Source organism: Pseudomonas lini, assembly GCF_030812475.1.
Lineage (GTDB): Bacteria > Pseudomonadota > Gammaproteobacteria > Pseudomonadales > Pseudomonadaceae > Aquipseudomonas > Aquipseudomonas lini_A.
In genome coordinates this window covers 126,694-142,211 of sequence record NZ_JAUSSR010000005.1, presented here as the reverse complement: position 1 = coordinate 142,211, position 15,518 = coordinate 126,694, and the positions used below count along the sequence as shown (strand labels likewise).

The window sequence follows — 15,518 nt, the reverse complement described above, 5'->3', positions numbered from 1 at the left end:
ATCGACATGGCCCTCTCATCCAAAGGCACCGCACTGATCACTGGCGCTTCTTCGGGCATCGGCGCGGTCTACGCCGAGCGTCTCGCCCGGCAAGGTTTCGACTTGATTCTGGTCGCCCGCAGCCGGAGCAAATTGAACGCCCTGGCCAATCAGCTCAGCAACCAGACCGGCCGCGCAGTGGAAGTGGTGGCCGCCGACCTGAAGGACAAAGCCGACCTGCTGCGGGTCGAAGAGATACTGCGCCACGACGCGAGCATCACCTTGCTGGTCAACAATGCCGGGGTCGGCGGCGTCATGCCATTGCTGGGCAGCCCGGTGGACGACATGGAAGACATGATCACCCTCAACGTCACGGCGTTGATGCGCCTGGCTTACGCGGTGGTACCCGGCTTCGTCGCCCGCGGCAGCGGGACCGTGATCAACATCGCCTCGATCGTGGCCATCGCTCCGGAAATTCTCAATGGCGTGTACGGCGGGACCAAGGCCTTCGTCCTGAGCCTGAGCCAGTCGATGCATCACGAGCTGGCCGACAAAGGTGTGCGCATCCAGGCGGTATTGCCCGGCGCCACTGCCACGGACTTCTGGAGCGAAGCCGGCAACCCGGTGGAAAACCTGCCGCAGGAAATCGTGATGTCCGCCGCGGACATGGTCGACGCCGCCCTGACGGGCCTGGCCCAAGGGGAGGTGGTGACCATTCCCGGCCTGCACGACGGTGAGCAGTGGGACCATTATGAAAGCCAGCGCAAAACGCTGTCCGGGTTGTTCGGCAACTCCACGGCGGCATCGCGTTATCGCTGAGGCGGCAATTCCGGGAGCGGGGTGAACTAAGCTGGGGTAATGAGCGTTCACCCTTGGCTCGTTGAAACGATCAAAGAGCCGGTGGCGTGTCAAAGGAGCCGCCATGCTTCACATCAGAACACCCTTGATTCTGCACCCAGGCCTGTCGACCCCGACCCGACGCATCTGGCTCAAACTGGAAAACCTGCAACCCAGCGGTTCGTTCAAGCTGCGCGGCATGGGGCTGTTGTGTACCCAGGCGAAGGCGCAGGGCAAGCGCAAAGTGGTTTGCCCCTCCGCTGGCAACGCCGGGTTCGCCACGGCCGTGGCCGCCGCCAGCCTGGGCCTGAAAGCCTGCATCGTAGTGCCGCATACCACCCCGGAAACCACCCGCGCCAGAATCCGCAACACCGGTGCCGAGGTGATCGTGCATGGCAAGGTCTGGGACGATGCCAATCAAAAGGCCATGGCGCTGGCACAGGGCGCCCGCACCGAGTATGTGCCGGCCTTCGATCATCCGGTGTTGTGGGAGGGGCACAGCAGCATGATCGATGAAATCCTCGAGGACTGCCCTCAGGTCGATACCCTGGTGACGTCGGTCGGCGGCGGTGGCTTGCTGGCGGGAATCCTCACTGGCTTGATCCGCCATGGCCGAATGGACTGCAGGATCGTCGCCTGCGAAACCCAGGGCGCCGCTTCTTTTTCGGCGGCGCTTGCTGCCGGGCATCCAGTGCGATTGACGCGCATCGACTCAGTCGCCACCTCGCTTGGCGCGGCGCAAGTGGCCGCCTGGCCAGTGCAGCACATCCTCGATTTTACCTACGAATGCGTGGTGCTCAGCGATGACGAAGCGATCATGGGGGTAGTGCGTTATGCCAATGACCTGCGGCACCTGGTCGAGCCGGCGTGCGGGGTGTCGCTGGCGATCGGCTACCTGGACCATCCGGCCATTGCCGACGCCCGGGACGTAGTGATCGTGGTCTGTGGCGGGGTGAATATCAGTGTACAGATGGTTGCCGGATGGGCGCGTCTGTCCGGCATGAGCGTAAATTAGCGTAGCGCGAAGGCAGGGCCGGAAACGCTATTGAATCAGCACCAGCCCTACCGCTACTTTTCAGTTTTGATTGACCTACGGTCTATTGGCCGGCAGGCGTGCCTTGCTGAACCAGAATGGCTCTTGCCAGGTCTTCATCGCTAGCCTTCAGGCCAGGATTGTTCTGGCGAACCTGTTGCAATACCGACTCCAGGTAAACCCCGCGAATCGTGCCGCCACTGGCCACGAAACTGGAGGCGTCATCCCGGGCGGGAATCATCATTTTGTCATCCTTGAAGGTCGAATACAGCGACGCGGAAAGACCCGCCGAAGTAGCGACATCACCTGCATCGACATCGGCCAGGGCCGAACCGACGGGCAAGCAAAGCACTAGCGAAGAAATGAGAAGCAGACGGCGCATGACGGAGTCCTCCGAAAGCATGAAGCGTAAAGGAAGTGCTACATACCTTAAGATGCCTGATGGCACTCAGTAGTTCCTTGCCGCACAAACTATCACTTCGACCAATAAACGCGGATCCGCCAGTTTTGCCCCGCCACTCTTGATTTTCACATCAAGTCATCGCGAAAACCGCTTGCGATAATCCCGTGGCGAGATACTGAGATTGCGCTGAAAGGTAAAGCGCATCCGCTCCTCATCCCCAAACCCGCACAACCGGGCGATCTGATCGATATTACGCTCGGAATCCTCCAGCAAGCGCCGGGCAGCCTCCAGGCGCATCACTTCGACCGCTTTGGCCGGGGTGCGGCCGGTCTTGAGTTTGTAGACCCGGGCAAAGTTGCGCGGGCTCATCTGCACCTGTTGGGCCAGCACTTCCACCGTAAGATTTTCATGATTGAGGTTCTGCGCAACCCACAAGTGCAGGTGGTCGAAGGCCGCACTGTCCCCGGTTTGCGCTTGCAGCAATTGGCTGTACTGGGCCTGGCCGCCGGGGCGCTTGAGGAACACCACCAGCTCCCGGGCCACTTCCAGCGCCACTTCACGCCCGCAGTCGGCTTCGACCAGGGCCAGCGCCAGATCGATGCCGGCGCTGACGCCCGCCGACGTCCACACCGAACCTTGCTGGATGAAGATCGCGTCGCTGTCGACTTCAATCGACGGGAAGCCCTGCTTGAGCATGTCGCACAGCAGCCAGTGGGTGGCGGCGCGTCGACCGTCGAGCAAGCCGGCCTGCGCCAGCAGGAAGGCGCCACTGCACACCGAGGCGGTGCGTCGGGCCTTGGCCGATGCGGCTTGCAGCCAGGCGACCAGTTCCAATGATTCATTCATGGCCTGACGAATGTTCGGTGCGCCGGGCACGATCAGCGTGTCGATCGGCTGATCGGTGAAATCGCTCAAGGCCAAGGTGTCGACGGCAAGGCCTTCCGCCGTCTGGATCAAGCCGCCGTCGAGGCTCGCCGTATGGCGCTCGTAACCCGGTAAACCGCGTTTGGACATGGCCTTGGAGGCGGCCCAGAACACGGTTTGAGCCCCGGTCAAATCGAGCAGGCCCATCTCGGGGTAGGCGATGAATATGATTGAACGCGGTTGATCGGGGGAGGGTGTTCGGGTGATTTCGTTCATGGGTTTCTATTTTTGCAACGCCGAATCAAGCGGCCGGATTTCCGGGGTTTATGTCATTCAGGCCGGCAGAGTTCAACCTGCAAACGACAAAATGACCGCCCGGTTACGCGATCCCTTGTAGGAGCTGGCTTGCCAGCGAAGGCGGCGTGTCAGGCGACACATGTATTGGCTGATAGACCAACCTTCGCTGGCAAGCCAGCTCCTACAGGGGGCTACTCGTGCCAATCCAGAACAATTGTATTACCCGTACCCGTCTGTTTCCCCACCGCAGGGCTGCGTACCTTGGGTTCACTGCAATCAGACAAGGACTCCCCATGCTCAATCGATTGGTACTGCCGTTTGCCCTGTTATTCACCCTCAATGCCGCCCACGCCGCGGACGCGGAAAATTGGTTTGCGTCGAAATACGGTGCCAAGGATGAGATCGGCGCGCTGAATCTGTTGAACGCCGAGTCGGTGCTCAACGCCGCGAAACTGATCAAGACCGGCAAAACCTACCCTTTGGCTGTGCCCATCGATAAAAACCTGCCGGCCTTCCGCCATCGCAGTTTTCACCTGACCAACATCCAGCCCGGCGAAGCCGGCGGCACCACCATGGGCCCGAACAAATTCACCTTCAACGATGAACTGGTGGTGGGCTGGACCGGCGTCGGCACTCAACTCAACGGCATCGGCCACATCGGAATCGATAACGTCTATTACAACGGCAACCGCGCCGCGGACTTCGTGACCGTGGAAGGGGTGCAGAAACTCGGCATCGAAAAAGTCCCGCCGATCGTCACCCGCGGCGTGGTTCTGGACATGACAGCGGTGTACGGCAGCGCCATCGTGCCGGAGAAAACCGAGTTCAGCGTCGCCGACCTCCAGAAAGCCCTGGACCTGCAGGGCATCACCATCCAGAAAGGCGATGTGGTGCTGTTCAACACCGGCTGGCTGGAGTTGCTGGGCAAGGACAACGAGAAATTCCTCGCCGTGGAACCGGGCATCGGCATGGCGGCAGCCAAGTGGCTGGCGGACAAACAGATCGTCGCGTTCGGCGGCGATACCTGGGCCTCGGAAATCTACCCGGGCACAGACGGCCAGGAGTTTCCGATCAATCAGTTCATGCTGGCGAAAAACGGCATCTACAACCTTGAGTTGATCGATAGCCGTGCGCTGGTGCGGGACAAGGCCTGGGAGTTCATGTTCGTGCTCGGACAGCCGCTGTACAAAGGATCGACCCAGGTCAATATCAACCCGGTGGCGATTCGCTGAGACCCCTGCAAATGAGTGGTTTTGGCCGGTCTCGCTCCCACAGGGGAGATCACCAGCGGGCATTGATCCATCGTTAGAGCATGCCAGACAGTGGTAACGTAAAAATGCACGAGGATTTTATTCGCTCACAACCAACAGGAGCAGGGTCATGGAATTGGGAATAACGGGACGCTGGGCGATCGTCTGTGCCGCCAGCAAGGGGCTGGGGCTGGCCTGTGCGCGGGCCTTGGCGAAGGAGGGCGTCAACCTGGTGATCAATGCCCGGGGCAACGAAACCTTGCAGGCGGCGGCAGACGAATTGCGCCAACTGGCACCGGGCATCGAAGTGCGCACGGTGGCAGGAGACATCAGCGAGCAAGCGGTGCGCGAGCAGGTATTGACCGCCTGTGCGCAGGTCGACATCCTGGTCAATAACGCAGGCGGACCGCCGCCGGGCGACTTCCGCGACTGGCAGCGTGAAGACTGGCTGAAGGCGCTGGATGCCAACATGCTGACGCCCATCGAGCTGATCAAGGCCTGCGTCGACGGCATGGCCGAGCGCGGTTTCGGGCGCATCGTCAATATCACGTCCGGCGCGGTGAAGGCGCCGATCGATGTGCTGGGCCTGTCCAATGGCGCCCGCAGCGGCCTGACCGGTTTCATCGCCGGGCTCGCGCGCCAGTCCCGGCTGGCGGGCAACAACGTGACCATCAACAACTTGCTGCCGGGGCCGTTCGACACCGAGCGCCTGCACAAGACCCTGAGCGCCGCCGCCGACGCCAATGGCACCAGCGTCGACAGCATCGGCGAACAGCGGCGCAAACAGGTTCCGGCCCAGCGCTTCGGCCAGCCCGATGAGTTCGGCGCCTATTGCGCGTTCATCTGCAGCGCCCACGCCGGTTTCCTCACCGGGCAAAACCTGTTGCTGGATGGCGGCAGTTACCCCGGAACTTTCTGATCTTCCTGGCCCGATCATGGTGTACCGATGATCAGCGACTGCGATGCCGTTCGTCGATGAGGGCTATGCTTGGCAGTGCGCCCATTGAAGTGGGAGACCTCCGATGATCAACGCACGCACTGCCCGCATGCTTGCCGATTACAAACGCTGGGCCGATCAACGCCTCTTCGACAGCCTGGCGTCCCTGCCGCCGGGTGAGGTGAATAAAGATCGGGTCTCGGTATTCAAGAACATGATCGGCACCCTGAACCACATCTACGTCGTGGACTGCATCTGGCAGGCCCACCTCGAAGGCCGAGGGCACGGCTTCAAGACCTCACACGATCTGCTGCATCCCGATCTGGCCGAGCTGCGCGTGGCGCAGAAGGCCATCGATCACTGGTACTGCGACTGGAGCGAACGGCAGACCGATGAATCCCTGGATCAACCCGTCGAGTTCAGTTTTGTCTCGGGCGAAAGCGGCACCATGAGTGCCGGTGCGATGCTGCTGCACGTGGTCAATCACGCCAGTTATCACCGCGGCTGGGTGGTGCAGATGTATTTCGAGATTCCGGCCATGCCACCGGTCACGGACATGCCGGTGTACCTGCGCGAGTACGAACCGGCGCCCATGCGCTCGTTTACTGCGCCGGCGATGGCGCGGCCATGTGCTGTACAATTTTCGAGCGCAACCAGCGTTCTGCCGGATCGTTATCGTTGACCCCGTTCCAGACCATGGACAGTTCGGACAGGGTGATCTCGAACGGCGGGTCGTCGGCCCGCAACTGGCTGCTGCCCTCGATCAACGCGCAGGCGGCGTAGTCCGGCACCGTGGCGAGCATGTCGGTGCCTGCGAGCAATGCACGCAGGCCGGCAAACTGCGGCACCGCCAGCACCACCCGGCGCGACCGACCGATACGGGCCAGGTCGTTGTCGATGGCCCCGGTCAGATCCCCGGAAAACGACACCAGCGCGTGCGGCCGTTCACAATAGTCATCCAGGGTCAGGGTGCCGGGACGGCTGTCGCCGCGCAGGATCTTCACGCTCAGGTCCCGCAGCTTCTTGCGCTTGGCGTTGGCCGGCAGCTCCGTGGTGTAGCTGATCCCGACGGAAATCTCCCCGGTGGCGAGCATCGACGACATCAACAGGAAATTCACCCGGCGCACCACCACCACCACGTTCTGCGCCTCCTCGCGAATCTGCTTGAGCAGCGGCGGAAACAACCCGAACTCGGCGTCGTCGGACAAACCGATGCGAAACACATCGCGGCTGGTGGACGGGTCGAAATCCTTGGCCCGGCTGACCGCGCCGGAAATGGTGTCCATCGCCGGCTGCAACTCCTTGAGAATCTGCAGCGCGCGCTGAGTCGGCTCCAGCACCCGACCGTTGCGCACCAGCAGCGGATCGTCGAACAGATCCCGCAGCTTGGCCAGCGAGGCACTGACGGCGGGCTGGCCGAGGAACAGCTTTTCCCCGGCGCGGGTGAGGTTTTTTTCGAACATCAGGGTTTCGAAAATCACCAGCAGGTTCATGTCCACGCGGCGCAGGTCGTTGCGGTTCATGGTGGGGGGCTCGGTGGGGCTTGGGATCTTTCAGTAAAGCACCAATCCCCTGTGAGGGCTTGCTGTGGCGAGGGGGGGGCTGTGGGAGAGAGACCGGCTTGCCGGCGAAAGCGGTGTGTCAGTCGACAAAGGTGTTGAATGTGCTGGCCTCTTCGCCGGCAAGCCGGCTCCTACAGGTCCTGCATGTCATTGCAGATGGGGAGCGTCGCGCTCAATTACTTCTTCGGCAATATTGCCAAAAAACGCCCGGGTAATGCTGAAGAACTGACTCAGCTTTGCTCCGGTGGGTATAAGGTCGATACCCGCGAGACAATGCAGGTTCATATCTTGGCCGATATGTTCTTCAAAAAGCTGTTCCAGCTCTTCCCACCAGCGTTGGCGCAAATCTTGAAGATAAGGGCTATTGAGGTTGAGCAAATCGATGGTGTAGCGAGCACGATCATCGTCCCGGGTCGAAAGTCCATCAGCAGGCACCACACGGCCATCGGACAAGTAAACGAAGAAGCGCACACAGTCTGGCTGATGGCACGAGATGAAGCGGCCCCTATCGACACCTTTCGACTTACCGAGCGCGTGACCACCAAATAGTTCAGCTCCTTGTGTCTTGAGCGCCGGCAAATCATTTTGACTATCCAGCGCACCGGCCGCCAGGTTGCCATAGTCAAAGGTTCGCTGAGGATGTTGACTCTTGTTCTCGACGTGTTCTATGTGGAAACCCAAGCCAACACGGTCAGGCCGAACTTCGCTATAGCAGCACAACCCGTACTGCTCTTCCAGCAGATAGTCCAGAACCTGGGTCTTATAGCCAAAACTGCTCCAGCGACTGGTGGCGGCATCGCTTGTCATTGGCGGGTTGGCATGTGAGTTATTCAGCTGAAAAGGACCATTACCGCGCTTGCGAACCGACCTCATCCCTTCAATGCCTCTTGCCGCTTTATGCTGCGCTGCAGACGCTGAAGCTGAGGATGCTGTTCGCCGAGGGCCTGGGTAAGCTGCTGCATCAGATCAATCGTGCGTTGTTCGGCGTAGCGGCCCTTGTCCACCCATTCGGTGAGTTGCAGCAAGTCGCGTTTTTCATCGACTGGCGGCTGTGGATCGACCTGCATCACACTGTGGAGCACGCTGTTGCTCGGCTCACCGTAGGTCATCGCAAGGGGCTGGGAAGCAATCAACAGGCCTCGGGCGTCTTGGCCGATTACCCGGATATTTTCGCGTCGGACAGTGCTGAGCACCTGCGGGCTATGAGTCGTGACGATGAACTGCATGGCGGGAAAAGCAGCTCGCAATGATCCTATTATTGACTGCTGCCAATAGGGATGCAGAAACATATCGACTTCATCGATCAACGCGATACCCGGTGTTTCCAGCGGTGCTCGCGCCTCGAGATGAGGGTTGAGTTTACAAGCACGAAAGGCGAGGTCGGCGACCATGGCAATGGTGTTGCGCAGTCCATCGCTGAGCATATCGACAGGCAACACCCCTTGTTCAGGATGGTGCATGACCAACTGCTGTTGATGGCTGGCGCTGTACTCAAGGCTGTGCCAGCCGGTGGGCACTTTAATCAACCGGTCGATGGCATCCTTGATGGCTGCGATAATCTGTTCAAAGCGCAGCCCGGCATCGGAGGTTTTTTCTTTGCGCTCCAGAGCGATCAATTGGGCTTCACGATAGCTGAGATAGATCCAGCTGTACCAGGCAGTGAAGGTTTTGAAACTGGACGAATAGGACAGGCAGTTCAGATACCCGGACGTCCTGGAATATTCGCTCTTGTCGAGTGTAGTTTGAGCGGCGGCCGAGGTGAATCGCCCCTCGTACCAGAGTCGTGAAGTTCCCAGGTAGGTCACCATGGGCAAAATCACGTGCGCATCGTTACGCACCTGCTCCTGAAGCGATTTGCCGAATGAGGTAAGCGCTTTCGAGCCAGCGTCGCCGATGGTATTGGTGGATTTTTTCAAGCTCAGGCGTTGCTGCAACCAATGGTCCCGGCCAGCGCCGTCCGCCCATTTCCCCCAGGCTTCAATGGCACTGGGCGTTTGAGACTCCATGTTGCCACTGCTGAATTGTGCGAGTCGCACATCTTCGTTCTGGATGGTGGCGGATTTCCCTGTCTGGCTGCCCAGGTCAAAGCCTTTGACAAAAGGCCACAGAGCGACACGGGCCGCATCCAGAATGGTGGTTTTACCACCACCGTTGGAGGCAATCAGTATGGTCAGATGCGGATCGAAGTCGATCTCGAACTCTCCAAAGCAGCGATAGTTCTGAATGCGCAGCTTATCGAGCCTCACAGCTTTTTCTCCGATCTGGTTATCTGGCCATACATAGGGCGTACACCTGTGCGTTGCGGTCGCACCAGCATACTAAATGCAAACTGCAAAAACGCTAAAGAAAGCTGATCACACCTTGCTTAGCCCCGGTTTGATTGAGAAAAAATCAAGCAATGGGCGGCGAAGCCACCTCAAGTCGTTGAAGTTGGATGCTAACCCTGTGGAAGGGAGACCGGCTTGCCGACGAAAGCGGTGTGTCAGGCAATGGCAATGTCGACTGATACTCCCTCTTCGCCGGCAAGCCGGTCTCGCTCCCACAGGGAATGTGCTGACCTGACAATTATAAGGTGGTTCATCCATCCGTTTTCCTGACAGGTATCAGGTGGATCATCCCCTGTTTTCACGTTGCCGGACCCGGTTCCGTCAGCACCTTTCTGAACGTCTCAACCAAGGGCCGCAGATTGATCCGGTGCCATGCCGCCCACAGCGGGGTGGTGAAGGCTATCCATGGCACCTCCCGCAGGACCACGCCCGGCGGCGCGTTGCGACTCAGTCCCTTTTGAATCATCGCAATCCCCAGCCCCGACGCCACCAGCCCCAGCGCGGTAAAAGGTTCGGTGGCTTCCATCCGAATGTCCGGGGTAAAGCCGGCGCGGATGCAGGCGCTGACGAAGTCTTCGCGGCTGGCGCAGTTCTGCCGGTGTTGCACGCCGATCCATTCCTGATCGGCCAGGTCCGCCGGGGTCAAGGTGGTCTGCTGTGCCAGGGGATGATGTTCGGGCACCGCCAGCAGCATCGGGTCGTCCAGCACCTGGAAGCCCAGCAGATCGGGGTCATCGTCCGTCGGCGGTTCACTGACCAGGGCAATATCCAGACTACGCTGTCGCAGGCCTTCGAGTTGTTCGGCCGAGCTCAGGTTGTACAGCGCAACGTGCACGTTAGGCCGGTCGACCCGCAGCACCCGCAACGCGTTGGGCAGCACCCCGGCATGCATGGCGTTCTCGATGTAGCCGATGCACAGGCCGCCTTCTTCGCCGCGACCCAGGCGCTTGCCGAGGGATTCCAGGCGGTTGGCGTGGGTCAGCAGGGCGCGGGTTTCGGCGAGAAAAGTCTGGCCGTCGCGGGTCAGGCGAATGCGCTGCTGGCTGCGTTCGAACAGGGTCAGCCCCAGGCGCTCTTCGAGCTGGGCGATCTGCCGGCTCAGGGGCGACTGGGAAATGTGCAGGCGTTCGGCGGCCCGACCGACGTGTTCTTCTTCGGCGACGGCGACGAAGTAGCGCAATTGGCGGATGTCGATCATGTCAGACCTCTGGGGACTCAAGTGCTGCACATTATGTCTTGGACGGTCCGATCATCGCAATCTAGGATTTGCTCATCGGCAACGCGAAACAAACCGTTCTGCAGGCGCCGGTTTGCTGGAGGTAGCGGATCGTCCAGCAATAATTGTTGCGAATGTTCCAGCGTTTTCGCCAGCAAGCCGGCTCCCACATATCCAAGAGGATTCATTCATGAGCTTGAAAGACAAACTGCCCGGCACCCTGGGTTTCGGCACCGCGCCATTGGGCAACATGTTCCGCGCCATTCCCGAAGAAGAGGCGATGGCCACCGTGCATGCGGCCTGGGATGCCGGCGTGCGTTACTTCGATACCGCACCGTTTTACGGTTCGGGCCTGTCGGAGATTCGTCTGGGCGCCGCGCTGGCACGCTACAACCGTGCTGACTATGTGCTGAGCAGCAAGGTTGGCCGGGTGATTCTCGATGAAGTCGAAGACGCCGCGGCCCGGGATCTGGGCGAGAAAAGCGGGGTATTCGAACACGGTCGGCCGAACAAGATCGTCAACGATTACAGCGCCGACGCCACCTTGCGTTCGATCGAGGACAGCCTCAAGCGCCTGCAAACCGATCGCCTGGACATCGTCTGGGTGCACGACATCGCCCAGGACTTCTACGGTGATCAATGGCTGGAATACTTCAACCAGGCCCGCACCGGCGCGTTCAAAGTGCTGACCCGTTTGCGCGAAGAAGGCGTGATCAAGGGCTGGGGACTGGGGGTGAACAAGGTTGAGCCTTGCGAACTGACGCTTGACCTGACCGAAGCGCAGCCGGACGGTTTTCTGCTGGCGGGGCGCTACACGCTGCTCGATCACGACCGGGCCTTGCAGCGTTTGATGGACGCGGCGCTGGCGCAGAACGTCGAGATCGTGGTCGGCGGCCCGTACAGCTCGGGCATTCTCGCGGGCGGCGCGCATTTCGAATACCAGAAGGCCAGCCCGGCGATCGTCAATAAAGTGGAACAGATCAAACGTATTGCGGCGGCCCACGGTGTCGACATCAAGGCGGCCGCGTTGCAGTTCTCCCTGGCGAACCCGGCGGTGGCGGCGGTGATTCCAGGTTCCAGTCGGCCGGACCGGATTGCCGAAGATGTCGCCGCGTTGTCGGCGGTGATTCCTGCAGCGTTCTGGCAGGCGATGCGCGAGGCTAACCTGATTTCTGAGCGAGCGCCGTTGCCAGGTCAGAAAGATCGTCCAGACGCGGCCCGAACCTTCGGCAGTTCCGACGCAGGGTATGCAATATGAAAAGTCAAAAATCGCAGCCTTCGGCTGCTCCTACAAAGGCGGTGCGCTATGAAGATTGATTTGAGCGGAAAACTGGCGATTGTCAGCGGCAGCACCGCCGGCATTGGCCTGGGCATCAGCAAGGCACTGGCCGAGTCCGGTGCCACGGTGGTGGTCATCGGCCGCGACACGGCCAAGGTCGAGCAGGCGCTGGCGAGCATTCGCCAGCAGGTGCCCGGTGCGCAACTGCGCGGGCTGACGGCTGACCTCGGTACGGCGCAAGGCGCGGAAAAACTGTTCGCCGCCGAACCACGGGCTGACATTCTGGTGAACAACCTCGGGATCTACGACGCGGTGGATTTCTTCGACACGCCCGATAGCGAGTGGACGCGCTTCTATGAGGTCAACGTGATCTCCGGTGTACGCCTGTCCCGGCACTACGTGCCGGACATGGTCAAACAGGGCTGGGGGCGGGTGATTTTCCTGTCTTCGGAATCCGGGATCGCGATCCCCGCGGACATGCTCAACTATGGCGTGACCAAAAGCGCCAACCTGGCGGTGTCCCACGGACTGGCCAAACGGCTGGCCGGCACTGGGGTAACGGTCAATGCAATCCTGCCGGGCCCGACATTGACCGACGGCGTGGAGCTGATGCTCAAGGATGCCATTGCCGCGTCCGGGCGCAGTGTCCAGGAAGAAGCCGACGTCTTTGTGCAAAAGTCGCGGCCGACATCGATCATCCAGCGCGTGGCGAATGTCGAGGAAGTGGCGAACCTGGTGGCGTATATCGCTTCGCCGCTATCCTCGGCCACCACCGGCGCGGCGCTTCGAGTCGACGGCGGTGTCGTCGACAGCATGGCGATCTGAACCCTATTGATCAAGAGAGAACAGTACATGGCAACTGCATCAGCGTTTATCGATATCCCGGCTTCGGCCGATCAGGTCTGGCAATTGATCGGCGGCTTCAACTCGCTGCCGGACTGGCTGCCGTTCATTCCCCGGAGCGAACTGAGTGAAGGCGGGCGGGTGCGCAATCTGCAAACGGCGGATGGGGCGGTGGTGGTGGAGCGGCTCCAGGCTTTTGATAACGCGGCGAAGACGTACAGCTACTCGATTTTGCAGGCGCCGTTTCCGGCGACCGACTATCTGGCGACCATCCGTGTTGAAGCGCAAGGGCAGGGCGCGCGGGTGACCTGGTCGGGGCGGTTTGCGCCGGTGGGTGTGAGTGATGAGGAAGTGGTGGCGTTGTTTACCGGGATTTATCAGGGGGGGCTGGAGGCTCTTCGGGCCAACTACCCGGCCTGACAACACTACAAATCCCTTGTAGGAGCTGGCTTGCCAGCGAAGGCGGTGGATCAGTCGACATAGTTGTCACTGAACGGACGCCTTCGCCAGCAAGCCGGCTCCTGCAGGGGGGGCTTTGTCGTCAGGGAGAGTGTGTCAGGTCTGAGGGATCAGGCTCTGTCGGCAATCGAGCACCAACCGCGCGCCGCCCAATTCACTGCTACCCACCTCCAGCGTAAACCCATGCAGGCTGACAATTGCCGCCACGATCGATAGCCCTAGCCCGAACCCGTTTTGCTGATTGCCACCCTCGGCACGATAGAAGCGCTGGAATACGGCTTCCCGTTCACCTTCAGCAATGCCGGGGCCTGAGTCGAGCACTTCGATTCGCGTATGCCCAGCGTCATCGACCCCGCGCAAAATCACTTCGCCGCCGGACGGTGTGAATTTGATCGAGTTGCTCAGCAGGTTCGCCACCGCTTCAAACAGTAACGCCCGATCCCCCTCCAAGGGCGGCAATGAATCAGGCAATTGCAGCTGGAAACCAAGCTCACCTTCTTCCGCCAACGGCAGATAGAACTCATGCAGTTCCTGCAACAACGGCAGCGGATCGAGCTGCACGAAACCGGAACGCCGCTGCCGGTCTTCCAGTTCGGAAATGCGCAGCAATCCGCGAAAGCGCGCCATCAAGGTGTCGGCCTCGGCCAGCACCGAGTCCAGTTGCGCCGCCGCTTGGGAGCCTTCGCCCGCCTGTTGCTGCATGCGGTACAGCTGCGCGCGCAAGCGGGTCAGCGGCGTGCGCAGGTCATGGGCGATGTTGTCGCACACGCCCTTGACCTCGTTCATCAAGCGTTCGATGCGCTCGAGCATGGCGTTGACGATGGCCGCCAGCATGTCCAGTTCATCGCGGCGACTGGACAGCGGCAAGCGTCGGGTCAGGTCGCCGGCGACGATGGCTTCGGCGCTGGCCTGGATCCCGCGAATACGCTGTAAAGGTCGGCGGCGCAACAGGTGCCAACCGACGACGCCCGGGACAATGGTCAGGGTCACGCCCCAGAACAAGGCGTGCAGAATGATCCGGGTCACTGCAAACAGCGAGCCGTTATCCCGCAGCAGCACCAGCCAGCGACCGTCCTGGGTCTGGGTCGCCACGGCGTCGCAACTGTCGTTGGGCAGGGTTGGATCGTCGGAGTCGACGCAGTCGCCGAGCATGTGAATCTTGCCGTCCAGCGGCAATCCCTTGGGGATATGGCGCAGGGCACCACTGAGGTAACGGTGCTGTTCATCAAACAGGCCATAGGCGTCGAGGCCGGGAATGTCGAAGGTCATGCTGACGGCGAGGGCGTCCACCAGTTGTTCACCGGAAAAACGCGCAAACAAATGCTGACGCTGCATCAGCGAGTGTTTGGCCAGGTTGTCCAGGTATGCGGACACCTCGTAGTACATGACACCCATGAGGATCCCGCTCCAGAGCACGAACAGCGAGCTGTAGAGCGCCAGCAACCGGCTGCTGGAAGAGCGCCAGCCTTTAGACGGGTTCGGCAATGACATAACCCGAGCCTCGCACGGTCCGAATCAGGGGGACATTGCCGGGTGGGTCGATTTTCTTGCGCAGACGGCCGATGTGCACGTCGATCAAATTGGTGCCGGGGTCGAAGTGGTAACCCCATACCTCTTCGAAAATCATCATCCGCGACAGGATCTGCCCGGTGTTGCGCATCAGGAATTCCAGCAACTTGTATTCGGTTGGCAGCAAGGTCAGCAGCTGACCGTCGCGGCTGGCTTCGTGGCTGATCAGGTTCAGTTCCAGGTCCGCGACCCGCAGGGTGGTGGCCTGGGCGGTCACGGTGTTCTGCCGGCGCAGGAGGACTTCGACCCGGGCGGCCATCTCATCGGTGGCGAAGGGCTTGGTCAGGTAATCGTCACCCCCGGCGCGCAAACCGCGCACCCGCTCATCGACATCGGAGAGGGCGCTGATCATCAGGATCGGCGTGGCCACGCCCATGGTCCGCAGGGTGGTGACAATCGCCAGGCCGTCGAGCTCGGGCAGCATGCGGTCGAGGGTGATCAGGTCATAGTCGCCGCTGACCGCGCGCGCCAGGCCTTCGCGGCCGTTATCGACCCAGTCCACGTCGAGGCCGTGGCTGCTCAATTCGGCGACGATTTCCCTGGCGGTCACGACGTCGTCTTCGATTGTGAGGATGCGGGTCATGGAATGGGCCTGATAATGGGTTCATGGCAAATGTGTGAGCATTTTGCCAAGAAATGGCGACGACTTTTTAAATTAACTTT

At 60.7% G+C, this 15,518-nt stretch carries 16 protein-coding genes; 8 read left to right on the top strand and 8 right to left on the bottom strand.

Annotation, left to right across the window (positions count from 1 at the left end; all coding sequences use genetic code 11):
- Positions 1 to 6: 6 nt before the first annotated feature.
- Both J2W17_RS11430 and J2W17_RS11425 read left to right on the top strand, forming a co-directional pair.
- On the top strand, positions 7 to 798 hold the full coding sequence (locus tag J2W17_RS11430) for an SDR family NAD(P)-dependent oxidoreductase (protein WP_307333626.1): 792 nt from the start codon (positions 7 to 9) through the stop codon (positions 796 to 798).
- 103 nt (positions 799 to 901) lie between these two features.
- The gene (locus J2W17_RS11425; RefSeq protein WP_307333624.1) at positions 902 to 1,831 is read left to right on the top strand and encodes a pyridoxal-phosphate dependent enzyme; all 930 of its coding nucleotides are present in this window, start codon (positions 902 to 904) and stop codon (positions 1,829 to 1,831) included.
- An 82-nt stretch (positions 1,832 to 1,913) separates the two neighbouring features.
- Here J2W17_RS11425 and J2W17_RS11420 read toward each other — a convergent pair whose 3' ends face one another.
- Positions 1,914 to 2,231, bottom strand: coding sequence for a DUF2388 domain-containing protein (locus tag J2W17_RS11420; protein WP_307333622.1), 318 nt, complete (start codon positions 2,229 to 2,231; stop codon positions 1,914 to 1,916).
- A gap of 156 nt (positions 2,232 to 2,387) precedes the next feature.
- Positions 2,388 to 3,392: a GlxA family transcriptional regulator gene (locus J2W17_RS11415; RefSeq protein WP_307333620.1), complete on the bottom strand. Its 1,005-nt coding sequence runs from the start codon at positions 3,390 to 3,392 to the stop codon at positions 2,388 to 2,390.
- Between the two features lie 314 nt (positions 3,393 to 3,706).
- On the opposite strand from J2W17_RS11415, the gene J2W17_RS11410 reads away from it, so the two are divergent.
- The 3 genes from J2W17_RS11410 (at position 3,707) to J2W17_RS11400 (ending at position 6,282) form a co-directional block, all read left to right on the top strand.
- Positions 3,707 to 4,645 (top strand): cyclase family protein, encoded by a 939-nt coding sequence (locus J2W17_RS11410; protein WP_307333618.1) that lies wholly within the window; start codon positions 3,707 to 3,709, stop codon positions 4,643 to 4,645.
- A 148-nt stretch (positions 4,646 to 4,793) separates the two neighbouring features.
- The gene (locus tag J2W17_RS11405) at positions 4,794 to 5,582 is read left to right on the top strand and encodes an SDR family oxidoreductase (protein WP_307333616.1); all 789 of its coding nucleotides are present in this window, start codon (positions 4,794 to 4,796) and stop codon (positions 5,580 to 5,582) included.
- A gap of 103 nt (positions 5,583 to 5,685) precedes the next feature.
- A complete protein-coding gene (locus J2W17_RS11400; RefSeq protein WP_307333614.1) occupies positions 5,686 to 6,282 on the top strand; it encodes a DinB family protein in 597 nt (198 codons plus the stop codon).
- On the opposite strand, the gene J2W17_RS11395 is transcribed toward J2W17_RS11400, so the two are convergent.
- The 4 genes from J2W17_RS11395 to J2W17_RS11380 all read right to left on the bottom strand — a co-directional run bounded on the left by J2W17_RS11395 (position 6,203) and on the right by J2W17_RS11380 (position 10,687).
- The gene (locus tag J2W17_RS11395) at positions 6,203 to 7,123 is read right to left on the bottom strand and encodes a LysR substrate-binding domain-containing protein (RefSeq protein WP_307333610.1); all 921 of its coding nucleotides are present in this window, start codon (positions 7,121 to 7,123) and stop codon (positions 6,203 to 6,205) included. The genes J2W17_RS11400 and J2W17_RS11395 overlap by 80 nt on opposite strands.
- A 186-nt stretch (positions 7,124 to 7,309) precedes the next feature.
- Positions 7,310 to 8,035 carry a retron system putative HNH endonuclease gene (locus J2W17_RS11390; protein WP_307333608.1) on the bottom strand — a complete coding sequence of 242 codons (726 nt, stop codon included), beginning with the start codon at positions 8,033 to 8,035 and terminating at the stop codon, positions 7,310 to 7,312.
- Entirely contained in the window at positions 8,032 to 9,408 is a 1,377-nt protein-coding gene (locus J2W17_RS11385) for an AAA family ATPase (RefSeq protein WP_307333606.1), read from the bottom strand. Before J2W17_RS11385 ends, J2W17_RS11390 begins: the two co-directional genes overlap by 4 nt.
- A gap of 379 nt (positions 9,409 to 9,787) precedes the next feature.
- Entirely contained in the window at positions 9,788 to 10,687 is a 900-nt protein-coding gene (locus J2W17_RS11380; protein WP_307333604.1) for a LysR substrate-binding domain-containing protein, read from the bottom strand.
- A 208-nt stretch (positions 10,688 to 10,895) separates the two neighbouring features.
- On the opposite strand from J2W17_RS11380, the gene J2W17_RS11375 reads away from it, so the two are divergent.
- Genes J2W17_RS11375 through J2W17_RS11365 form a run of 3 tightly spaced genes read left to right on the top strand, consistent with a single transcriptional unit; the run spans position 10,896 to position 13,247 of the window.
- Entirely contained in the window at positions 10,896 to 11,963 is a 1,068-nt protein-coding gene (locus J2W17_RS11375; protein ID WP_307333602.1) for an aldo/keto reductase, read from the top strand.
- Between the two features lie 48 nt (positions 11,964 to 12,011).
- On the top strand, positions 12,012 to 12,809 hold the full coding sequence (locus J2W17_RS11370; protein ID WP_307333601.1) for an SDR family NAD(P)-dependent oxidoreductase: 798 nt from the start codon (positions 12,012 to 12,014) through the stop codon (positions 12,807 to 12,809).
- 27 nt (positions 12,810 to 12,836) lie between these two features.
- Positions 12,837 to 13,247, top strand: coding sequence for an SRPBCC family protein (locus J2W17_RS11365; protein ID WP_307333599.1), 411 nt, complete (start codon positions 12,837 to 12,839; stop codon positions 13,245 to 13,247).
- Between the two features lie 135 nt (positions 13,248 to 13,382).
- Here J2W17_RS11365 and J2W17_RS11360 read toward each other — a convergent pair whose 3' ends face one another.
- Positions 13,383 to 14,777 carry a sensor histidine kinase gene (locus J2W17_RS11360; protein ID WP_307333596.1) on the bottom strand — a complete coding sequence of 465 codons (1,395 nt, stop codon included), beginning with the start codon at positions 14,775 to 14,777 and terminating at the stop codon, positions 13,383 to 13,385.
- A complete protein-coding gene (locus J2W17_RS11355; RefSeq protein WP_307333594.1) occupies positions 14,755 to 15,438 on the bottom strand; it encodes a response regulator transcription factor in 684 nt (227 codons plus the stop codon). Before J2W17_RS11355 ends, J2W17_RS11360 begins: the two co-directional genes overlap by 23 nt.
- Positions 15,439 to 15,518: the final 80 nt, after the last annotated feature.